At 65.0% G+C, this 20,597-nt stretch carries 24 protein-coding genes and 1 pseudogene; 16 read left to right on the top strand and 9 right to left on the bottom strand.

The features are described 5' to 3' along the window. Positions 1–218: 218 nt before the first annotated feature. The 7 genes from KBZ33_RS11655 (at position 219) to KBZ33_RS11625 (ending at position 5,742) form a co-directional block, all read left to right on the top strand. The gene (locus tag KBZ33_RS11655; RefSeq protein ID WP_254953226.1) at positions 219–932 is read left to right on the top strand and encodes a hypothetical protein; all 714 of its coding nucleotides are present in this window, start codon (positions 219–221) and stop codon (positions 930–932) included. A gap of 97 nt (positions 933–1,029) precedes the next feature. Further along, positions 1,030–1,377, top strand: coding sequence for a hypothetical protein (locus KBZ33_RS11650; protein ID WP_254953228.1), 348 nt, complete (start codon positions 1,030–1,032; stop codon positions 1,375–1,377). Positions 1,378–1,380: 3 nt separating this feature from the next. Continuing rightward, the gene (locus tag KBZ33_RS11645; protein WP_254953230.1) at positions 1,381–1,785 is read left to right on the top strand and encodes a hypothetical protein; all 405 of its coding nucleotides are present in this window, start codon (positions 1,381–1,383) and stop codon (positions 1,783–1,785) included. Next, positions 1,782–2,315, top strand: a complete 534-nt coding sequence (locus tag KBZ33_RS11640; protein WP_254953231.1) for a hypothetical protein — start codon at positions 1,782–1,784, stop codon at positions 2,313–2,315. The genes KBZ33_RS11645 and KBZ33_RS11640 overlap by 4 nt, the downstream gene beginning before the upstream one ends. Beyond that, the gene (locus tag KBZ33_RS11635; RefSeq protein ID WP_254953233.1) at positions 2,312–3,955 is read left to right on the top strand and encodes a terminase; all 1,644 of its coding nucleotides are present in this window, start codon (positions 2,312–2,314) and stop codon (positions 3,953–3,955) included. Before KBZ33_RS11640 ends, KBZ33_RS11635 begins: the two co-directional genes overlap by 4 nt. Next, positions 3,952–4,653 carry a sigma factor gene (locus KBZ33_RS21610; protein ID WP_254953235.1) on the top strand — a complete coding sequence of 234 codons (702 nt, stop codon included), beginning with the start codon at positions 3,952–3,954 and terminating at the stop codon, positions 4,651–4,653. The genes KBZ33_RS11635 and KBZ33_RS21610 overlap by 4 nt, the downstream gene beginning before the upstream one ends. A gap of 108 nt (positions 4,654–4,761) precedes the next feature. Further along, a complete protein-coding gene (locus KBZ33_RS11625) occupies positions 4,762–5,742 on the top strand; it encodes an IS5 family transposase (RefSeq protein WP_254953237.1) in 981 nt (326 codons plus the stop codon). A 249-nt stretch (positions 5,743–5,991) separates the two neighbouring features. Here KBZ33_RS11625 and KBZ33_RS11620 read toward each other — a convergent pair whose 3' ends face one another. Genes KBZ33_RS11620 through KBZ33_RS11610 form a run of 3 tightly spaced genes read right to left on the bottom strand, consistent with a single transcriptional unit; the run spans position 5,992 to position 9,436 of the window. Next, positions 5,992–7,845, bottom strand: a complete 1,854-nt coding sequence (locus tag KBZ33_RS11620; RefSeq protein WP_254953239.1) for a hypothetical protein — start codon at positions 7,843–7,845, stop codon at positions 5,992–5,994. After that, complete coding sequence (locus KBZ33_RS11615) at positions 7,842–8,351, bottom strand: ABC-three component system middle component 2 (protein WP_315859192.1); 510 nt, start codon at positions 8,349–8,351, stop codon at positions 7,842–7,844. Before KBZ33_RS11615 ends, KBZ33_RS11620 begins: the two co-directional genes overlap by 4 nt. Beyond that, positions 8,348–9,436, bottom strand: a complete 1,089-nt coding sequence (locus KBZ33_RS11610) for an ABC-three component system protein (protein WP_254953243.1) — start codon at positions 9,434–9,436, stop codon at positions 8,348–8,350. The genes KBZ33_RS11615 and KBZ33_RS11610 overlap by 4 nt, the downstream gene beginning before the upstream one ends. 359 nt (positions 9,437–9,795) lie before the next feature. Here KBZ33_RS11610 and KBZ33_RS11605 point away from each other — a divergent pair, with 359 nt between their 5' ends. From KBZ33_RS11605 to KBZ33_RS11580, 6 genes and pseudogenes are all read left to right on the top strand, one after another. Continuing rightward, positions 9,796–11,376 (top strand): DUF4055 domain-containing protein, encoded by a 1,581-nt coding sequence (locus tag KBZ33_RS11605; RefSeq protein WP_254953245.1) that lies wholly within the window; start codon positions 9,796–9,798, stop codon positions 11,374–11,376. A 56-nt stretch (positions 11,377–11,432) separates the two neighbouring features. Continuing rightward, positions 11,433–11,780 carry a hypothetical protein gene (locus KBZ33_RS11600; protein WP_254953247.1) on the top strand — a complete coding sequence of 116 codons (348 nt, stop codon included), beginning with the start codon at positions 11,433–11,435 and terminating at the stop codon, positions 11,778–11,780. After that, a complete protein-coding gene (locus tag KBZ33_RS11595) occupies positions 11,777–12,232 on the top strand; it encodes a type II toxin-antitoxin system YhaV family toxin (protein ID WP_254953249.1) in 456 nt (151 codons plus the stop codon). Before KBZ33_RS11600 ends, KBZ33_RS11595 begins: the two co-directional genes overlap by 4 nt. Before the next feature lie 16 nt (positions 12,233–12,248). Continuing rightward, the gene (locus tag KBZ33_RS11590; RefSeq protein ID WP_254953251.1) at positions 12,249–12,746 is read left to right on the top strand and encodes a hypothetical protein; all 498 of its coding nucleotides are present in this window, start codon (positions 12,249–12,251) and stop codon (positions 12,744–12,746) included. A gap of 3 nt (positions 12,747–12,749) precedes the next feature. Continuing rightward, positions 12,750–13,316, top strand: a complete 567-nt coding sequence (locus KBZ33_RS11585; RefSeq protein ID WP_254953253.1) for a hypothetical protein — start codon at positions 12,750–12,752, stop codon at positions 13,314–13,316. A 3-nt stretch (positions 13,317–13,319) separates the two neighbouring features. Next, positions 13,320–14,156: pseudogene (locus tag KBZ33_RS11580) on the top strand (carotenoid oxygenase family protein); the annotation flags it as partial. A gap of 16 nt (positions 14,157–14,172) precedes the next feature. Here KBZ33_RS11580 and KBZ33_RS11575 read toward each other — a convergent pair. After that, positions 14,173–14,847 (bottom strand): Uma2 family endonuclease, encoded by a 675-nt coding sequence (locus tag KBZ33_RS11575; protein WP_254953255.1) that lies wholly within the window; start codon positions 14,845–14,847, stop codon positions 14,173–14,175. Positions 14,848–15,331: 484 nt separating this feature from the next. On the opposite strand from KBZ33_RS11575, the gene KBZ33_RS11570 reads away from it, so the two are divergent. Continuing rightward, complete coding sequence (locus KBZ33_RS11570; RefSeq protein ID WP_254953257.1) at positions 15,332–16,087, top strand: lamin tail domain-containing protein; 756 nt, start codon at positions 15,332–15,334, stop codon at positions 16,085–16,087. Between the two features lie 287 nt (positions 16,088–16,374). Here the strand turns inward: KBZ33_RS11570 and KBZ33_RS11565 are convergent, their stop codons facing one another. Next, complete coding sequence (locus KBZ33_RS11565; RefSeq protein ID WP_315859191.1) at positions 16,375–16,761, bottom strand: Uma2 family endonuclease; 387 nt, start codon at positions 16,759–16,761, stop codon at positions 16,375–16,377. Between the two features lie 58 nt (positions 16,762–16,819). On the opposite strand from KBZ33_RS11565, the gene KBZ33_RS11560 reads away from it, so the two are divergent. Further along, positions 16,820–17,464, top strand: coding sequence for a LysM peptidoglycan-binding domain-containing protein (locus tag KBZ33_RS11560; RefSeq protein ID WP_254953260.1), 645 nt, complete (start codon positions 16,820–16,822; stop codon positions 17,462–17,464). A 25-nt stretch (positions 17,465–17,489) separates the two neighbouring features. Here KBZ33_RS11560 and KBZ33_RS11555 read toward each other — a convergent pair whose 3' ends face one another. Both KBZ33_RS11555 and KBZ33_RS11550 read right to left on the bottom strand, forming a co-directional pair. Continuing rightward, a complete protein-coding gene (locus KBZ33_RS11555) occupies positions 17,490–17,879 on the bottom strand; it encodes a PIN domain nuclease (protein ID WP_254953262.1) in 390 nt (129 codons plus the stop codon). Beyond that, a complete protein-coding gene (locus KBZ33_RS11550; RefSeq protein WP_254953264.1) occupies positions 17,876–18,091 on the bottom strand; it encodes a type II toxin-antitoxin system VapB family antitoxin in 216 nt (71 codons plus the stop codon). Before KBZ33_RS11550 ends, KBZ33_RS11555 begins: the two co-directional genes overlap by 4 nt. Before the next feature lie 123 nt (positions 18,092–18,214). Between KBZ33_RS11550 and KBZ33_RS11545 the strand changes: the two genes are divergently transcribed. Next, positions 18,215–19,162, top strand: a complete 948-nt coding sequence (locus KBZ33_RS11545; protein WP_255011777.1) for a hypothetical protein — start codon at positions 18,215–18,217, stop codon at positions 19,160–19,162. A 338-nt stretch (positions 19,163–19,500) separates the two neighbouring features. Here the strand turns inward: KBZ33_RS11545 and KBZ33_RS11540 are convergent, their stop codons facing one another. Both KBZ33_RS11540 and KBZ33_RS11535 read right to left on the bottom strand, forming a co-directional pair. After that, the gene (locus KBZ33_RS11540; RefSeq protein WP_254943082.1) at positions 19,501–19,719 is read right to left on the bottom strand and encodes a hypothetical protein; all 219 of its coding nucleotides are present in this window, start codon (positions 19,717–19,719) and stop codon (positions 19,501–19,503) included. A gap of 483 nt (positions 19,720–20,202) precedes the next feature. After that, positions 20,203–20,541, bottom strand: coding sequence for a hypothetical protein (locus tag KBZ33_RS11535; protein WP_254953268.1), 339 nt, complete (start codon positions 20,539–20,541; stop codon positions 20,203–20,205). Between the last annotated feature and the right edge of the window lie 56 nt (positions 20,542–20,597).

Genomic DNA, 20,597 nt, shown 5'->3' with positions numbered 1-20,597 from the left:
CTTTCCCATCGACTGTGCCGCAGTCGCTCTCAGCGATTTCGCGGGCGTGTTTTCTTTGACGATCTTTCGAATCTTTCATGGGTGTCGTCCCTGGCTTCGGGGGGGCAAAGATCGTCAAAGATTTCAAAGATTGCGCTGGGCCCAGATCGCCCCAGATCCACTGCGCCAGAAGGGATTGCAAAGAATTGAACGATTTTGGTGTATCACGTGAGGTTCTAGTGATCAGGCGTTCTTCCACCCCAACCAGCTGCGCTGCTGTCGTTCTCCCCAGCGGCTGGCTGCCATCGATCCCAGGTCTGCGGCGCACCGACCCGGAGCACCGCTACTGGCTGGGGGACCACCTGTTCGCCGTGTCCGTCACCGGCGTGGTCGGCTCAACCAAGAGTGACTGGGCGATGGCCCGCATCGAGGCCACCCGCCACGTCTGGGAGCCGAGGGGCCACACCGTGCACCTGGCGCTGGAGGCCCTGCTCAAGGCGCGCTTCCTTCCCCTGCTGGAGGTCCGCCACCAGGCAAGCCGGCAGTTGGAGAACCTGCGCTCGGGTGACTACCGGGACTGGATCGAGCCGCTGCTGGCCCACCCCCACTGGCAGCAGGTGACGGTGATCGCCTCCGAGCGCCCTACCTGCTGCCTGGTCCGCAACCTGGCCGGCACCTACGACACCGGCTACATCCAGCACGCCGGCGGCCTGCGGGTGCTGGCTGATCTCAAGACCCTCTCCAGGCCCGGCTCGGGCAGCTACTGCACCCGCGCCCAACTGGGCGGCTACATGGCCCTGGAAGCCACCTGGGGCGTGGAGTACGACGCCGGCCAGACGATCTGGGCCCGGCCGGGGGAGACCCGCTTCTCGCCGCTCTATTCACGCGAGGAATGCCTGGCGGCCTGGGCAGCGGCCTGGGCGGGCTACGTGAGCAGGTTCCGGCCGTGGTGATGCACTGTCCGAACTCATCTATTCGGACTATCGAGCCGCTATGGTTTGTTGCGGGGGCTTCTTGCCTGCGCCTCTTCGCTCCTTGCTGGCTCTGCTGATGGCTGCCACCACCGCCAGCTCTTCCCCAATGGCTGGCGCCGCCCTCGACGCACTGCTCGATCGCATCACGGTCCTCAAACTGCAGCTGAAGGCGATCGAGGCCGAGCTCTCCCCGCTGCTGGAGCAGCTCAGCGGGGCCCTGGAGGCCGGCGAGCTGGATGCCTCCTTCTCCCACAACGGCTGCAGCTTTTGCTGGTCGGCCGGGCGCACCAGCTACGCCTACCCCGAGCCACTGCAACAACAGGAGCAGGCCCTCAAGGAGGCCCAGCGGCTGGCGGTCGCCACCGGTGCCGCCATGGAGAAGCACGGCAAGGCGTTCTGGACGATCAAGCCGGGCCGGAGCTGAACGATGGCCAATCCCCAGAAGCGCAAGGGGGATGCGGCCGAGCGGGAAGCGGCCCAGCTGCTGAGCGATCTGCTGGGCCTGGTGGTGCGCCGCAAGCTCGGCGCCGGCCGCACCACCACGGCCGGCGGTGACACCGGCGACCTCGATGGCGTACCGGCCCATGTGATTCAGGTGGCCAGCTGGGCCAACACCGCCGCCGCGGCCCGCCTCAAGCCAGACGAGGCCGCCCTGCAGGCCGAGCACGCCGCTGCGGGATTCGCGGCGACCTTGGTGCGCTTCCGCGGCGGCACCTGGCGGGTGGTGCTCACCCCCGAGCAGTGGGCCGCCTACGTGCGGCTGATCCTGAGGCAGTCCCCCCAGGGGACGGCGCTCCCTGATCTGCCGCCCAGTAGTGGAGGTGGAGCATGAGCCCCGAGCAGCCACCGACAGCGGGCGCTTGCTCAGAGGCGGGCACTGAGTCGCTGGAGGAGCTGCTTGCTGCCCCGACCCAGCAGGACGACGACGGCAACCCGATCTGGCCGGCGGCGGATCCCAGCCGGCCGGTGGGCAAGGGCAACCCGCCGCGGGGGCGCCGCAGCCAGAGCCACAAACCCCGCGCCACCCATATGGAGGTGGAGACCCGAATCGCCGAAGCGCAGCTGTGGATCGCCCAGCGTCTGCCACTGGCACAGATCAGGGAAAAAGCAGCCCATAACTGGGGAATCACCAACATCAAAACGGTGAGCCGTTATCTGGCGCTGGCTCGGCAGCGGATGGTGGAGGAGCTGATCTCTGACCGGCGCCGCCACCAGGCTGAGCAGATCTTTGCCCTCAATGACTGCGCCAGGCGGGCGATGGACGCCGAGCAGTTCAACGCGGCGGTGGGCGCCTTCCGGGTGATCGCCGAGATCGGCGGTCTGCTGCGGGCACCGATCAAGCCGCCGGAGCCACGGGCATGACGGCGAGCACCGCCGCCACTGCGATACCAACACCGGTGCTCACGCCTCAGGCCCCTGCAGAAGGCGGCCTGCTGCTGAGCGAGCTCGACCCCTGGGGCGATGCCGGCCTCCTCCACCTCCCAACGGCCACTGCTGCCGAGCCATCGGAACCCCAGAGCCTGCGCAGCTTCATCGCTGAGGCCTACCCCCGCTACGGCTTCCACCGCTGGGCTGAGGTGCTGATCGACCTGCTCCAGCAGGTGGCCGATGGCCAGCTGAGCCGCCTGATCGTCACCTGTCCTCCCCGACTCGGCAAAAGTCTCCTGGTTTCCAAGCTGTTTCCGGCCTACTTCTTGCAGCGCTACCCGCACCTCTTTGCGGCTATCGCGTCGTACTCGGCGGAGCTGGCCTACGCCCACTCCAGAGAAGCGCGCCACTTCTACCGGGTGACCGGCCACTTGCTGGCCCGGGACTCGGCGGCGGTGGGCAACTGGCTTACCCGCCAGCGGGGCGGGTGTATCGCTGCCGGAGTCGATGGCCCCTTTACGGGTAAGGGCTACAGCCTGGGAATCATTGACGACCCCTACAAGGGCCCAGGTGATGCCGCCAGTCCTGCGCTGCGGCAGAAGCTGATCGACTGGCTGCGATCGGTGTGGCTCACCCGCGCCGAACCGGCCTCAGTGCTCGGACCGGACGGCAGCACCCAGCCGAACCTTTCGGCCCAGGTGGTGGTGCTCACCCGCTGGGACCACCAGGATGTGATCGGCTGGCTGCTGGAGCAGGAGCTGGGGGAGGCGCCGCAGCACTGGACCGTGCTGGACCTGCCGGCCATCGCTGAGGAGCCAACCGAGCGGGCCAAGCTGCCGCCCACCTGCACCCTGATCCCCGACTGGCGCCACCCGGGCGAGGCCCTGTGCCCTGAGCGCTTCCCCTTGCCGGAGCTGCTCAAGATCCGCGCCCGACTTGGCGCCTACTGGTGGGCCGCGCTCTATCAGCAGCGGCCCAGCCCGGCATCGGGTTCAATCTTCCTGAGGCAGTGGATCCGGCCGCCCTTCCCCCGCGAGGACGACAGCCAGCGCCACTACGCCCTGCTGGCGCTCTCCTGTGACCTGAGCTTCAAGGGGGAGGCGGAGAGCGACTACTGCGGCTTCTGCTTGGCGGGCCTGCTGGCACCACCGGCCCGCTCTGCCATCCCCCGATCGGGTGAATCTCAGGGCCCATCGGGGCCAAAGGAGTTGGAGATCGAGGTTCTGTGGGCGGCGCGGCACCGCTTTGGCCTACCGGAGGTGATCCGCTTCCTGCTGGGCTGCCTGCAGGCGCTGGAGCAGCAGGGCCTGCGGCCCAACGCCGTGCTGATCGAGGACGCCGCCAACGGGCCGGCTGTGCTGCAGACGCTGCGTCGCCGCGTGCCGGGGATGCTGCCGATCACTGCCCGCGGCAGCAAAGAAACCCGCGCCCATGCCGTCGCCCCCCTGGTGGAAGCAGGCCAGATTCGCTTCCTCCACCGCGCCCAGCCGCTGGTGGAGGAAGCGATCCGCTTCCCCAAGGGCAGCAAGGACCTTGTGGATGCCTTCTGCCACGGCGCCCTGTGGCTGGAGGGTCGCTACTGGAAGGCCCAGGGCATCCAGCCGGTGGTGACGCCGCTGCTGGTGAGCCGGTGAGCGAGTCGATCGTGTCAGCGGTGCGGGAACATCCAGCGCCATCGGTGTGCGAGAGCCCATCAGCCGAAGCGCTTGCGCCAGTGGTGTTGCAGCTGGTGCTGCCGCTCACGGTGGTGCTGGTGGGTGATGCCGCTGGTGCGGAGCGGATGCTGCGGCAACGGCGCTACCGCCGGCCGGCGTGCCATGCCCGAGCAGAGCAGCTGCTTATCAACCTCCACGCTCCAGTGCGTCACCTCCCCAGAGCCCCAGGGCAGCGGCCCACTCGCTGCAGGCCGCGGCGGGAGCGGCCAGTGCAACCCCATGCCGCTGCAGATGCCCTGGCGCTGGAGCACATGGACCTGGCGGAGAAGATCGCCGGCAACTTCGCTCGGCGCACTGTTCACCCCAAGGAGGATCTGCTCCAGTTGGCGATGATCGGGCTGATCAAGGCGGCCCGCCGCTACGACCCTTCGCGGGGACCATTCCGTCCCTACGGGCGCACCTATGCCAATGGAGAGATTACCCACTTCCTGCGGGACAACGGCTTTCTGCTCAAGGTGCCACCCACCTGGCGGGAGATTCATGCACGGGGGCAGCGATTGCTGACTTCAGGAGTAGGCGTGGGCGAGATGTTGGTGCGGCTAGGGATCAGCCGAGAGCAGTGGATTCAGATCGTCGATGCATGCTCTGTACGGGTGGTTGCTTTTCCTGTTGAGTGAACGCTCAGCATCAGCGGCAGCGCGCAGCGCCGACCGCTAGGGAGACTCTGGAAAACCAAGGCCATTCGCGGGACAATGGCCCTGTAATCGCAGACCAGGACTGAGGTAATGGGTGGCAAGCAGCTCGGCTTCTCTGATTACGAGCTCACCACCGCCAAGAAGCAGACCAAACGGGAGAAGTTCCTCGCTGAGATGGAGGTGGTGGTGCCTTGGCAGGTCCTTCTCGATCTAATTGAGCCCCACTACCCCAAGACCAGCAAGAAGGGCGGCAGACCCCCGTATCCACTGGCCACCATGCTGCGGATCCACCTATTGCAGCAGTGGTATTCGCTGAGCGATCCGGCTATGGAAGAGGCACTGATCGAGGTGCCCACCATGCGCCGCTTTGCCGGCATCGAGCTGATCAGCGACCGGATCCCCGATGAGACGACGATCCTGGCCTTTCGTCACCTGCTGGAGAAGCACGATCTGGGCGAGCAGATTTTTGAAACCGTCAAAACCCACCTCAGCTCACGGGGAATGACGATGCGCCAGGGCACGATCGTGGATGCCACCTTGATAGCGGCGCCCAGCTCCACCAAAAACAAAGACGGGAAGCGCGATCCGGAGATGCACCAAACCAAGAAGGGCAACCAGTGGTACTACGGGATGAAAGTCCATATCGGCGTCGACAAGGACTCCGGCCTGATCCATTCAGTCGTCACCACGGCTGCCAACGTCCACGACCTCACCACAGCTGCTGAGTTGCTGCATGGTGATGAGGAGGTGGTGTACGGCGACGCTGGTTACCAGGGCATCGCCAAAAGGCCTGAGATGGCAGGCACCGCAGCAGAGTTCAGGGTTGCAATGCGGCCAGGCAAGCGCCGAGCGCTGCCCGACACTCCAGATGGAAGGCTGCAGGATTTGATCGAGGCTGCAAAGGCACATGTCCGTGCCAAGGTCGAGCACCCATTCCGGGTGATCAAACAGCAGTTCGGATTCCAAAAAACCGGGCTGCGCGGCCTGGCCAAGAACAGCTGCAAAATCAATGTGATTGCAGCTCTGACGAATCTGTTCCTGGCCCGGCGACAGTTACTCGCAGCAGTGTGAGCAAGGGAATGGTGTTCCTAAACATCTCGATTCAGTCTCAAATACCAGCCAGATGATCCCGAAATGTGCCGATAGAGCCAACAATTTCCGGCCTCAGAGGCAAATCAAGGCCAAAGGCAGCTTTGCCGGTCTCAAGAGGCACTTAACTCCCTGTTGCCCAGAGCTTCCCTAGTGCTTTTGTTAGATGCTACCGCGATATTTTCAACGCCGGGATAAGCCACATCGTTTATTTCTGCACGGTCCGCTAGTTCATTTGTCACCTCGTGCCTCCGGGATGAATCCGCGCCGCCCTTGATCATTCCCCGTAAATCGTATGACGTTCACGTTGCTGAGTGGCCCGTCATCCGGAACTTGGTTCCTGTTTTCGATGATGATGACTTGCGCGTCGGTGAAGGATGCCTTCACGCTCTCCCAGAAGTGCTTCTTGATGTCCTGCGGAAACGTCGACTCCCCAGCGTCTGGCTCTTCGTAGACGAGCAGCGGCGAGTCGATCAGGACGAAGTTAGGGAAGGGACGCTCGCCTTCGATGCAAAGCCGAAGGAGCGCGAGGTTGAACGCCGCCCGAGTGATGGCCCGTACCCCCTTGCCATGGCTCTTCCGCGCTCGGCCCGAGATCACCACGTCCTGGTCGTTCTCGCTGAACGAGACGCGATCGAGGTCGGGGAAGTGCCACGCCTTCAGAAGCGCTTCGACCTCACGACTGAACGGATCGGCCTGCGCGGTGCTAACAGCTGCGCCAGCGACGGCCATCTTCTGCTTCTTCTTCGGCCTGTTCGCCTCCTGGAGCAGCTCTTCGAGTTCCTGAATTCGCTCGAGGTGCTCGATCGCCTTGCGGCAATATTCCGCGCGCACACGCAGCTCGTCGACCTTCTTGGAGGCGACGTCGACTAGCTGCTCCATCAGTTCATTTAGCTCCGACGAGATCGCATCGAGTTCGGCTTGGCGAGTGTCGCGGGTACCTTGGAGCTGCTCGATTTCGGAGGCGTTGGCGGCTCGCGTGGTCTGAAGGTCCTGGAGCAGCTTCGAGGTCTTGGCAGCCTCGGCTTTGCACGCTTGTGAGACGTCCGCCGGTGTCGGGATCGCCTTCGGATGTTCGTGATGCTGGTGTTCGGCGAGCGCGCCACAAATCGGGCACCGCTCCTCCTTGAGCTGGTCGAGCCGAACCCCGGCCTCGGCGATCGCCTCCAGCCGTCGCAAGTCGGACTCGTACTGCTGCCCCAGCAAGTCGAACCGCGTCTGCAGCTCCGACAGAACCGCGAGCTTCGACTGGACCGCCTTCAGCGCCTTCCACGCCGTGCTGCGCTTCGTTTGCAGGGGCACCACGCTCGCCTGCGCGGCGTTGCGCTCGGCGAGAGCCGTTTGAATCAAAGCTTCGATTCGGGTCAGTCGGTCGTGCTCCTCGGCGAGAGAGCTCACCGCCTCGCCAAGCTCAGCGAGACGTTCCCGCGTCGCCTTCAGCAGGCCTTCGAGCAGTTCGACCTTGCCAGCCTGACGCCCCTTCGCGACCTTTGAATCTTCCTTCGCGATGATCGAGGAGTCGTCGGTGCCCGTGAGCAGGAGGCGAAACACGCCGCTCTCGACGGTCTTCGACGTGAACTGCCCACTGAGAACCGGCGAGTCCTCCTTGATGACCGTCTCCTCGTCGATGATGACTAGCCGGGCGATGTCGCGAAAGCTGAGCGGCCTCGTCTTGCCCTGTTCATTGGTGCGGACCTTCTTTGAGCCCAGTCCCGACAGGTCGAGGAGGAACTGCGAGACGGTGTACTCCTTCCCCCCTTGGTGCTTCGCTGCGAGCACACGGTCGGGCCGCCCGTCGGTTTTGCAGAGCACCTCACCGCCCCGGAGGCTCCGCTCAAGCGAGTAGACGCGCCCGTCGCTGTTGGCCTCGATGTCGATGACGACGGAGCTGTACCCCTCCGCTTCGGGGATCTCCTTCGGCGCGGCGCCACCGCCGAGCGCGTAGTCAATGCACTGAGCGATGAAGCTCTTGCCCGAATCGGAGGGGCCCCCGATGACGTTCAGTCCGCGCATGAACGTGACCTCGGCCGGCACTTTCCCTGGTCCGATGAGCGCGAGACGCCGAAAGGCGAAGCCGAACTTCATGACGCCTCCTCGGTCCAGAGAACGGACTCCATCGAGAACTCGGCGCCCCACGTGCCGATGCGCTCGCGGACCATCAAATCGAGCTCTGTGTTGTCGAGGGCGCCGAAGCTGTCGACCACCCAGTCAGCGCGATCACGCAGGCCCGCGAGGTACTCGGTGCTGAGCGTGTCGAGGAAGTCAGCGGACTTTTCGGTTGCGGCGAAGAAGATGCCGCCGCCCTTGTAGACGCGCTCGATGAGCCCACGGCTCTCGTAGAGCGTGATCCCATCTTGAATCACGCCGCGACGAACGAGGATCTCTCCGCCGCGATGGGGAGTTCTCGGATGCAGCCCCTCGGGGCCACCCTCGATGTCGTCGGAGTGGACGAGGAAGTAGTCGAAAACCACGAGCCGCTGCAGCGCGTACGCAGAGGGGAATGCCGTGGTCAGCACGCAGAGAGAACGCAGGCCGATCTCCACGGGCCCGTTAAAAGGCGAGACGACGTGTGTGGGCGTCTCGGATGTCATTTGACCCACCGGACCTTTCCGTCGTTGGCGATCTGGTGGCAGATGCCTCCACGGTCACGGGTATGGATGCGCGTGGTGAGAGGGTTGCTCGTGAGCTGCAGCGTGCGGGCCGTCTTCACCACCGCGAGGACACATTGATAGCCGTCGGTTTGGCTACCACGCACTTCGTCCTTGATGCCGGAATGGACCTCGTCCTGCAGCTTCTCGAACTCGCCCTGAGGCAGCGTGTCGCGCGAGAAGGTCCTCAACCCCTCGGCGCTGTAGAACTCAACGCGCGCGTCGTGGAAGTGCTCGCGGAGGTCGTCGCGGGACGCGAGCCCCGCATCGAGATCCTTCAGGTCCTGCTTAAGGTGATCCGCATACGCACGGCGAAGCTCACCGACGAAGACCGCTTCGTTGTCAGTCGGCACGCCTGGCGGCGGCGTTGGCTCAGGGCGCGGCGGCAGCCCACCTCCGAAGCGCGCCACGTACCAGCGGGTCTTGGCGTGCGCCTCGATGATGTGGAGGAGCGGCTTGGTCTTGAAGATCGAGAAATCGAGGTTTGCGATGTGCTCCTTCATCGCAGCGTCGCAGTCGACGACCTCGGTTTTGGTGATCTCCGTCCGACACGCTTTGTCCCAGTTCGTGAGAAGTCCGTCACGGAGCACGTGAGGCTTCTTCAAGAGGTTCGAGAGCTTCGGGCCCACACCCTGCGGCGCGACGAAGAAGTAGTTCCGAGGGTACGAGTATTCGCCCTTCAGTGTGTAGTACGCGAGCTTGCCTAGCTCGACCCAAATGTCGCCGGGCGCGAGCACCTTCTGGTAGTGCTTGCACTGGTAGTTGTCCCATGCGCCGTTGCCGCCATTCACGGTGGCGATGACGTCGCGTCCCATGTCACCTGCCCCGCCGCACCGCTCGACAAGTTCGTACTCGTCGCGCAGCGAGTCGACCCACTCCTGAACGAAGTGCTCCCACTGGTCAGGGCTGAAGAGCCTCACGCGGTCCACGGGATGTACCGGAAGCCCCGACGCCACAGCGTCAGCAGCCAGACCGGACGACGGCGCCGGAGGCTGAGGGATCTGAACGGGCGGCGGAACCTTGCTCATGCACTCAACCAACTACGAGGGACCTGGGACTCCTCACAGGCATCCTTCTCAGTCAGTCCGATGGGCTCGGGGGCATTTAACGCTAGGTGGGCGGGCCCCGCTAGGAGATAGCCGGGCACCTGGCAGTGAGCACAAGAGCCAAAAATCATTCTGAAGTCTAGAACCGCCGCAAGGCAATGAATCCTGGGCAGGGAGCTCTGCGCGCCTGGTTTTCAACGAGCCCACATAGGAACCCAAGCCCCGCTGTCTTGTCAACCTGTTTGCCCTGATGCTCTGGCCAAAGCCATGCAGATCCTGCATAGCCCTTCCTGCCGTCCATTGCTGCCACTGGCAAGAGCTGTGACCACAAGCAGCAGCCAGTGCTCACCACCCGCCGCCGCAGGACAACCACCCCCAGCGGCTCCTCCTCCCCACCAGAGACGCAGCCCCAGCCCCCAGCCCAGCCCCCCTGGCTGGAGCACCCCACCCTCTCCGGCCTGCGCGACCGCCTGCAGTTGGTCTACGACTGTTGGACCCTTCTTGAACTCCCTGACGGCACCAGTCGCCGGCCGCTGTATCTAACCCGTGGCATAGAAGAACCCGAGACCTGCTACCTCAAGCGACTGGAGGCAGCCCGCCCTACCGGCTTCTACCGCGATGCCCTGCGCACCTACGCCGGGATGTTGTCGCGCCTGGCCTGGCAGGAGCTGCCCGACTCCCTCACCCGGGTGGCCACCGATGTTGATGGCCAGGGCACCGACCTGGGGGTGTTCCTGTTCCTGGCCGACCTGCTCACCCTGCGCGATGGCGGCTGCTTGATCCTGCAGCTGCCGCCCCAGCACCGCTGGCCCTCAGAAGGTGACCGGCTGGAAGCACTGGCCAAGGGTGACCGCCTCTCCCTGCCCCGCCTGCAGCTAGTACCCAGGGGCGACCTGCTCAACTGGCGCCACCCCGCCGAGGGCGCCAGCGGTGCTCCGGCATCGGGCCCAGTGGAGATCGTCTGGCGGGAGCCGCGCCGCCAGGCCCTGCCGCCCCGTTACGCCACTGGCAATGCGGCCGTACCCACGGTGGTGATCGATGCTCACGGCGGCCTGGTGCCAGATCCACAGGCATGGATCTACCGCAGCCTGTCGGTCACCGATGACGGCCTGGTGCTGCGCAGCTGGCAGGCCAACCCCAACCCCGGCGCCGTTGATGGCTACGACGTGGTGCCGGTGGGTGAGCCTTCGCTGCTGCCGCAACGCTTTGACCTACCGGCCCTTTGGTACTCAGTGGATGGCAGCGCCTTTGGCGAGGGCGATCTGCCCCACCTGGGTCTGGCCCACCAGTACCTCAATCACTACCGCTGCCGCAGCGATTACGAGGATCTGTTGTCACGCACCGCTCTACCAGTGGGCGTGCGCACCGGGCTGGTGGATGCCTACGGCTTCCGCCGCAGTGATGGGGCCCTGGGCTCGAGTTCGTCGACTGGAGGCACAGATGCCCAACGCCCCCAGCGGCTGGTGCTCTCCACCTCCTCCTTCATGGACCTGCCCGAGGGCGCCAAGTTTCAGTGGGTCGAAATAGAAGCCCGTTCGCTGGCAGAGCACAGGGCCTACCTGCAGCAGCTGGAGGAGGCCATGCGCCGCGACGCCCTGATCCCAGCTGGTGGCCACGGCCCAGCCCGCACCGAGCTGGAGGTCTCGCTCACCGCCGGCCAGAGCTTTGCGGTGCTGCAGTCGTTGGCAGGCCAGAAGAGCTCGATGCTCAGCACCCTGCTGCGCCAGTGGACCCGTCTCACCGGCGAAAAGCTCTCCGACACCCCGGCCTGCAACGTGGAGATCTGCCCACTGGTGCCGCCGCAACCGCCGCGTAAACCCCAGCCCTCAGTGCAGGAGTGGCTGGTGCTGCATGAGCGGGGTGTGATCGATGGGGCTGAGCTGCGCCAGCAGCTGGGGCTCGATGGCGCGCCAGCAGCCTGAACAACTGCCAATACGGACTAACGTGATGTAAGTCCAGTCTTGCGGTGCTGCTTGCTATGGCCGTAACCCCTTACCGCGTTACCCCGGCCCGAATCGGCAATTCTTCTGGCCTGCGGCTGCCTGCAGCCTTCTACCGGGACCATCCCCAGTTCGCCGGTGCTGCCGGCCAGGCGGAGGTGCTTGATGAAAACACCCTTCTATTGCGCCTGGAGCCAGAAGAGCCGCAGCAGGGAGAAGCTGAGGAGGACAGCCTGCTGCTCGGGCTCTTCCTCGATTTCCTCAGCCGGCAGGCACTCACTAGCGATCCAGGCCCGGTTCTCTACACGGAAGCCATGGCGGCAGACGACGACGAGCTGCTGGCCGGCGTGACGGTTGAGGCCGCAGACGAGCCGCTCGGGGCATGAGTGCGCCGCTGGTGCGCCATGGCTGGGAGATCGCCTTCCAGCCCCAGCTGTTTGCGCAGCAATACGTTGAGCTCAAAGCCGAGGTGAGACGGCTTAAGCAGGAGCTCGATCCCCAGGCGTTCGCGTTGCATCCCCAGGTGAAGTTGCTGGCGGCGGTGATGGAGGGGATCAAGGAGCGGATCGCCTCCGATCCCTACGCCAGCCGCTTTGCTCTCAGCGGTCCGTTGCGCCGCTATGGCCGGCTCAAAGGGCTGGGCCTGCCGGATCGCTACCGCCTGTTCTTTCGCCCCTTTGAAGCAGAGGGACGGCGCCTACTGCTGATCCTCTGGCTGGGCTTCCCCCGCAAGGACGGCGATCGCAACGACTGCTACGCCGTTTTCTCGCGCCTGGTGCAGCGCGGCGAGCTGCCGGAGGACTGGGTGAGCTTGCAACGGGAGCTCGACGCCGGCTGAGCTGGCAAACGAGGGAATGTCCCAGTCCTCCCCACCCACCTGCACCTGGCGCTCCGGCGACGCAGAAGCCCTGCGTATCGCCCTCTCGATTCCTGTCAGCGCACCCTCTCTCTCGGCCCTGAACCGGGAGATGGCCATGCTCCAGACCCATTACCCCAAGGGCGTGTGCACCGCCCAGGCCCACCTCGATGCCATCGCGGTCCTGAATCAGAAGCTGGCAGCTTTAACCCCGGCGGAAGTGAACAGCCCAATCCGCAGCAGCCGCAAAGGCGTGGCCGGTGGCGTCGTTCCCAACCCGCTGCCGCTGAGCAAGTTGGCGGTGGTCGAGTACGCCACCGAACTGCTGCTGGAGGAAACCGAAAGCGAGTGGAACCCTGCTGGCCCGTCCCCGGCGGTGGTTCTTGGGAAACAGCGCAGCCAGCACATCGGCCAGCTGGCACTGCTCCTGCCGCGGCTGCAGAACTGGCGCCAGTGCAACACCGATCCCTTCCAGGGATCACTGGTGCGGGGCTGAGCGATGGAGCAACCCCTCTCGCCGCTGAACCAGGGCCTTAACCCCGTGCGGGCCGCAGGGCAGTGGGGCCAGCTGGTGGGCTTGCCAGCAGCCTCACCGGCAATCGACAACCGGGTGGCTCAGCCGGTGGCGGCGCCCCTATGGCTCGCGTTGCAGCCCTACGCCAATGCCCGCCTCTGCCTGTTTGAGGTGGACCGGCCCGAGAGTCGCAGTCCGGTTCCGATCCGCCGGCACGTGATCGACTGCTTCCTCGAGCAAGCCGGCATCGTGGGCGGCTACAACGACACCGCCCTCACTGACCCGGGTGATGTGCTGCTGCGCGGCTACCTCTGCCGCTCAGCAATCCTGCCGGTGAGCACCAGCAACACCTTTGACTGGCTGGCGGCCGAACTCGATTGGGCCACACCCGGCTTTCGTGATGAGGCGCCGCTGCCCTGGGATCCAGAGCTGCTGGGAACGGTGCAGGCCCCCTGCCAGGGGGTGATGTGGCTGGGAGATCTTGCCCAGTTGTCGCCCCAGGGCGGGCTGCCCAATGGCGGCCGGGCCCAGTTTGCGGGATGTCTGGTGTGAGGCGGCTTCGCCTTCCCGCACGACTTCGCGATCACCCCCAACTGGGCGGTGTTTTTGCAGAACGCGATCGCCTTCAACCCCCTGCCCTTCCTGCTGGGCCAGAAGGGCGCCGCCAAATGCCTGGCCTCCAAGCCCGGCGGCCAGGCCCAATTCTGGCTGATCCCCCGCGATGGCGGCGCCTATGCGGGCCAGCCACCAAGGATCGTGCCGGCGCCCGAGGGCTTCGTGTTCCACCACCTCAACGCCTGGGAGATCAGCGAAGCCGGCCCCGATGGCTTCGGCGGCCAGGTGGAGGGTCCGGCGCTGGTGGTGGAGAGCATCTTCTATGCCGATTTCCCCTCGATCGGCCCCGACACCGACTTCCGCACCATCGACTTTGACCTGATCCCCGAGGGTCTGCTGGAGCGCTGCACGATCGATCTGGCCAAGGGCACGGTGGGCACCGAGGGGCTGAGCGAGCGCTGCTGCGAGTTCGCCATGGTGAACCCCCGCCGCGAAGGCCTCAGCTGCCGTTACGGCTGGATGGCGGTGGCCGAGCGTGAAACCGGCAACGATCCGCTCCAAGCGATCAAGAAGCTGGATCTGGTCAGCGGCGAGCGCAAGGTGTGGAGCGCCGCGCCGCGGGGCTTTGTGAGCGAACCGGTGATGGTGCCGCGGACCGCAGGTGCGGGCCCCGAACCCGCCGAAGACGACGGCTGGGTGCTGTGCATGGTGTGGAACGGCGCCCGCTGCGCCAGCGATCTGGTGATCCTCGATGCCGCCTCCATGGAGGAGCTGGCGGTGGTGGAGCTGCCGCTGGCGATCCCCTACGGGCTGCACGGTAGTTTTGTGGAGGGGTGAGGGGGTTTGGTGGGGTTCAGCCCGTCCAGATCTCTTCAAGATCCACCGCCAGCCCTGGGAAGTGGGGATCTCCACCGAGGCGGCTGGCCGCTTCGAGCCGCCGCGGCTGGGCCGGGGACTCCGCCAGTGGCTCCCAGATCTCCACGGCCCGCTCAGCCGGAATCAACAGCCAGCCGAGGCGGGCGCCGTTGCGCTGATAAGCGGCCATCTTCTGGCGTAGGGCGCTGAGGCCGCGGGGGCCTTCGTCGCTGGGGCTGGCCAGCTCCACCACCAGATCGGGACAGAGTGGGGCGAAGGTGCGGCGTTGCTCGGCGCTGAGCCCTTCCCAGCGATCGAGAGCCACCAACGAGGCGTCGGGGCTGAGCACCGAGTCGTCAGGAAGGCGAAAACCGGTGGAACTGTCGAACGCCTTCCAGCTGCCGGTGGCACGGGCCCACGCCTGAATCTGAAAGACCAGATCGGCGTTGCGTGCGCCGGTATCGCTTCCGGTGGGGGTCGTGCAGATCAGGGAACCATCGGCGGCCAGCTCCAGCACGGAGTCTGTATTGGCCCCACACAGTTCGGCGAACTGCTCGGGAGTGAGGCGCAGGCCTGCGCAGAGCGAAGCTGGCAGGTTGAGCGATTCCGGCAGCCCGGCGGCGCCCCATTGCTCACCGGACGAGGTCTCCAGGGGGCGGGGCGGAGCGAGCATGGGCCCAGCGAGTGCAGAGTTTCACGCTAAAGGCGGTGGGGGCAGGTGAGGGCGACGCTGGATCACGGCCTGTTCAAGCGGCTGCTGGCGAGCGGCGATGAGAGCAGCTGATGGCAAGGCCCAGGCCCAAGAGAGCGACGACCCAGGCCGCTCGCTTGATTTGGCTGCGCGCCGGTGGCCTCCAGGCTGGGACCGGATCGGCCTGGGCCAGGTGCCGGCGCTGCGCTGCCGAGGTTCCGGCTGAAGGGCAGGTGCTAACTTGCGGAGGCAACCCGGAGCGGCCCTGGACCCAGGGTGACAGGAACCTGACGACCAGCAGCGGAGGTGGACGCTTTTGAAACTGCCCAGCCCCACACCCCCCCCCCAAACATCAATCAAAATTGCGCAGGGACATATACATCTCCGAATTTGGGAAAGCAACTTACAAGCTTTCAGAATTCTTTATATTTACTCACTCTGACTTTTTAACCCATCCTCCAGTCCTATGGCAAGCACTTTCAATCCCGACCGGCGCAGCCGCTGGTTATCGCTGGCCAAGTCAGCCTTTGGCGCTGCCTTTACGGTGGTGGCGATCACCGCCGGCCATGCCCACGCGGCGTCTAGTATTTTCATCACCGAAGTAGCGCCATGGGCCAGTGGCAGCTCGCCAGTGGCCGCTGACTGGTTCGAACTAACCAATATAGGCACAAGTGCCGTAAACATCATAGGCTGGAAATTCGACGATAACTCCAACAGTTTCGCATCTGCTGTCGCTTTGAGCGGTATCACAAGCATCGGCGCAGGTGAATCTGTCACCTTCATCGAAGGTGCTACCATCAACACCATTTTCCGCTCCAACTGGTTCGGCGCAAATCCCCCTGCCAGCTTACAGATCGGTAACTACACTGGTTCAGGCGTGGGATTGAGTACATCTGGTGATGCCGTAAATATCTATAATGCTACTGGTGTTCTCCAAGCTAACGTCGTTTTTGGTGTATCACCAGCAGGCCCCTTTGCCACCTTCGACAATGCCGCCTTGTTAAACAACGCCACGATCTCCACACTGAGCGCGGCTGGAGTCAACGGCGCGTTCATCGCCGTTAACAGCAGCAGTGAAATTGGTTCACCTGGCACGATTGGGTCCCCTACCACTCCAGCTGTACCTGGGCCGCTGCCACTTCTCGGTATCGGCGCAGCCTTCGCCTACAGCCGTCGGCTGCGGGCAAGGCTGCGCTCTGGGTCGTCCTCGCCCCTGAACTAAGGCAGCCCTCGGGTTCCCTGATTGCCTGTTGGCCCCGCCGCAGTGGGGCCTTTCTTTTTAGAGCTATCACCGTCTGCGCTCGTTCAGCCGTCAACCTGTCAGGGTTCCAGTCAGGCCAGATCAAGAGCCTGAATCACCGCTGCTGCGATCGCAACCACTTCCGTCGCCGAGAGGCGACCCAGGGGACCTGCACCTGGTCGGCATACGCTGGAGCAGACCATTTGCTCAGCGAAGGGACCAGGTGATAGCCAGCGGTTCCCAGATCTCCACCGCCCGCTCCGCAGGAATCAGGAGCCAACCGAGCCGGGCGCCGTTGCGCTGATAGGCGTCCATTTTTTGGCGCAGGGCGGTGAGGCCGCGGGGCCTTCGTCGCTGGGGCTTGCACCACTGGTGCTGGCGAGCTCCACCACCAGATCGGGGCAGAGGGGAGCGAAACCGCGGCGTTGCTCGGCGCTGAGGGCCTGCCAGCAGTCGAGGCCCACCAGAGAGGCATCGGGGCTGAGCACGGAGTTGTCGGCGAGGCGGAAACCGGTGGAACTGTCGAACGCCTTCCAGCCGCCGGTGGCACGGGCCCAGGTCGTGATCTGAAAGAACAGTTCGCCATTGCGGGCGCCTGTATCACTTCCGGTGGGGGTCATGCAGATCAGGGAACCATCGGCGGCCAGCTCCAGCACGGCGTCTGGATTGGCCTGGCACAGCTCGGCGAGCGTGCAGGTTTTGGGGCCAAGGGCGGTGCCGGCAGCTGGTCGCGACTGCGGGCATGGGCGCCTTGAGCTTGGGCAGCACTTCGGGGCGGACTACGGCCCCGGTGGCATCGGTTTATTGGAACAGCCGCTACTGGGAGAGGCGATCCAGCTGGTGCTAAGGCCCCACAGCGTGCTGGTGCTCAGAGCTGGCGACACCTTGAACATGATCGCCGAGCGCTACGGCACCACCGTGGCAACCTTGCGGCGGAGCAACCCGCAGCTGGAAAGCACCCAGACGATCACCTCAATCGAGGGTGATTCTCTGGCGGTACTGGCTGGCCGCCATGGCACCACGGAAGCCAAGGTGCGCAGCCTCAACCCGGTGCTGCAGCAAAGCGAGACCTACGTCACCGCAGAAGACGACACGTTAAGCAGCGTGGCGGCCGAGCAGAACCTCACTCTTTCTCTGCTGCGCGAGTTCAACCTGGAGCTGAGCAGCTGGCCCAGCGAGGAACCTCTGCCGCCTGGCACCACCCTGCTGCTGCCCGTCTACCGCTCCACCACACCCATTCCTCTGGGTATGCAACTGCTGGTGCCGGGTTATCTGCCCTCCACCCAGCTACCAGCGGGGGAGTGGATCTACCTGCCGGCGAGGCGCTCTGCTCCTGTGCTGGAGGAGCTGCCTGCTTAGACGGGGTGGTGCTGCGACCCGTAGCTCATGCCTCCACCAGGCCCAGGTGCTCGACGTAGGGCTGGAAGTCCCGGTCGCTGAAAAGCAGCGGCAGGTTGGCTTCTATGCAGGCGGTGGCGATGATCCCGTCGATCGTCTTGCGCACCGTGATCCCTTTGCGGCGCAGCTGCCTGTAGTTCTCAGCCGCTTTCCAGGCGTTGCTTCCCTCCAACAGAGGCAGCAGAGCTAGGGAACGGAACAACTGCCGGGCGGTGGCCACATCCCGCTCGTTGCGGAATCCCTGCATCACCTCCACCAGGATGAGGTCGCCGATCGCTAGTGGCGTCACCCCGAGCAGCGCATCCAACCGATCCACCTCGGGGGTACTGACCCCATTGAAAAAATCGATCCAGACCGAGGAATCAACAACGATCACGGCTGCTTGCCCGCAGGCTCCTCATCCAGGCGTTGGGCCTCCAGATCACCTTCCCACTGCAGGCGCCCGCGGAAGGCGCGAATTTCTGCTTGCTGCTGCAGCTTGACCAGGGTGCGCAGCCCCAACTCCACGGCTTCCCGCTTACTGCGTGCTCCACTGGCCTGCATCGCCTGCTTCATCAGGGTGTCGTCGATGACGATGTTGGTGCGCATGACTCGAGCACTCAAGCCGGTGTGTAGAGCTTAGGCCAGGCATACACATTCTCAGGGCCTGGCAACAGGGAGAGCGAGCGCAGCCCGGACGGGGCGCCCGCAGCACCACAGCCGTGATGGGTGATGTCCTCTTCCTTCTTCTCTGACTTCAGCCGCACTTGCAGCGGCACCGCTCCAGCCCCCTTGGCCCCTACTGCTCCAAGGCAGGTCTACGGCCAACAGCAGCAGCAGCCCAACCAGGGCCCCGCTGGCTCTGCTCCACCTGCCACTGACCCGGACCTTCTCGATAGCGACGAGGACGAGGGCGGCAGCGGTGATCTGTGCGGCGCTGACGACGGCCTCGATTCCGCCATACCCCAGGATCCCACTGGCAGCAGCGACACCGACGACGCCCCTGCTGCCACCACCAGCAATGCTGAGCCGCTGCGTGCTGAGCGCCGCCGCAGCAACCAGCTCGAGAAAGAGCTGCGCAAGGCTCGCGCCCAGCTGTCGCGCTTCTCGGAGATCAACCCCGATGAATACGCCCGCCTGCAGGACGCTGAGCGCAAGCGCGAGGAATTTGAGCGCCAGGTTGGCGACCGCGAACGCCAGCTCAATGAGGCCAACATCCGCCGAGTGCGCAGCGTTGAAAAAGAACGGGACGAAGCCCGCTCCCAGGTGCAGAACCTGCGCAAGGAACGCTTGCTGGAACGCCTGTTTTCAGAAGCGGAAGGCCGGGTCGGCGGCGATGAGCGAGGGACGTTCTTTGACACCTTCGTGACGCTGTGCGGTGGTCACTTCCAGCTAGGGGATGTGGACGGCCGTGAGCGGCTGCTTCCTGTCGATGGCAAGGGTCAACCCCTCACCGCCGATGGCGTAGCGCTGAGCGATGGCGATTACATGGAGGAATTGCGCCGTCACCCGGTGTTCAGCTTTCTTTTCCAGCAACGCAGCGGCTTGTATGCGGGCACGGTTGCAGAGGCGGGCCATGACCACAGCGCCGCGCCAAACCTGCAGACCCTGAGCACCGCCGAGCTCTACCTAGAGGCGGTCAAGGCCACCACGCCCCGGGCGCCGGCTCCTCGCCGCTGATCACCAAAGGGGCTGAGGGAATGGCTTGGTATCTGGTGTTCTGGCGCAACCGCTCCACATCCACCGTGGTTCCGGCCGCCAGCGCCAGCCAGGCCCGCTCACGTGCCCGTGCCAAACAAAAGCGTGGTTACGGGGCGATCGTTGCTGCACGCCGCGCCAATAGCCAGGACGCCGGCTTGATCAGAAAAGGGACCTGGGTAAGGCGCCGACGGGACGGCACAAGCCCCCAGTTCGGCTCTGCTCGCTCCAAGGCCAGGGCCAGGCGGCAGCGGAGCAGCTACCGCCATTGGCTGTAAAGCCAGGCCATCAAGCGGCAGCCGGGCCAGAGCCCCCCTGGCTCAGCAGACCGAGACGGTGCAGCCGGGGGTGCCCTGCAGCTTGCGGGCAAAGGCAAATGCCTTCTCGGCAGGGATCAGCCGCATCTTCTTGACGGGCTTACCGCGGCGGCCAAAGAACTCGACCTCACAGGGAGTGGAGCCGAGCTTCTGAACGCCGGGCTGATAGCGGTGAACCACAAGCAGGCGGACTTCACAGACGGGGCCTTGGGGAGTGGCCATGGCTGGGGTGGTGCGGAGAACACCGACCAAGCGCCCCGCAGATGAGCACTAGCCAGGGGCGAGAGCAGCGAGCCTTGCGTCAGCCCTTGCTGGTGCGAGCCGTAGGGGCATGCTGCGGAGGGGTTCTGCAACGCCCGGCCAGCCAGCCTCCAGTGGCAACGGTGCAAGTGTCGTGCTGATTTCTCACCGCGACAGGGGAGCAGAGGTGTTGGCTCTCCTGGGATCGAGGGCTGTCTCAGCTGCTCCCGTCAAATCTGATGCGGCCCGCCGCGCAGCGGCACCCTGCTAGCCGGCTCTGCATCACCCCGGCCAACGTTCGTCTGTGACCTGGTTCATTGGCCCCGGTCTTGCTGGTGGCAGGGCAATCTCTGGTGGCGGCCCCTTCCTGCGGTCCTCACATCCCCTGGCCGGAGTCGCGGAGCCCGAGCAGGCGCGAGAGGCGGAACGGCGTAGGCCGAATGGGGGCCCAGGGCCCCCGCAGCATCAGACGACCGGCATGCACCGACTGCACTGCAGCCCACCCCGCCGCAATGCGGCTTCTGCCTCCACCTCCTGGCGGTAGCTCAGCTGGGCTTCTGCTTCCAGGGCGCTATCGATCTCATCGACCCGCGCCAGGCACTGCTGGATCGCCGGCAGCACCTCTTCCTCCAACCGGGAGATCTCCTCTTCTCCATAGGGCCGATCAATCCAGGTGCGGCGCAGTGGCCGGCCGGCATGGCCCCGCAGGATTGATTCGATGGCTTTGCCGCAGGACTCCAGCAGCAGGAATGGATCTTCCTCAGGCCGGCAGAACGGTGAGGCGGCAGATGAGAGCGTGGCCATGGTGATCGGCGCCAGGTGTGGCGCAGCGATGGGACCGATCCCAGCGGAGGCCCGAC

This window comes from Cyanobium sp. Cruz-8D1 (genome assembly GCF_024345975.1).
Classification (GTDB): Bacteria; Cyanobacteriota; Cyanobacteriia; order PCC-6307; family Cyanobiaceae; genus Cyanobium.
Note: the sequence above shows the minus strand (reverse complement) of the source record. Positions and strands in the feature narration are given on the sequence as shown.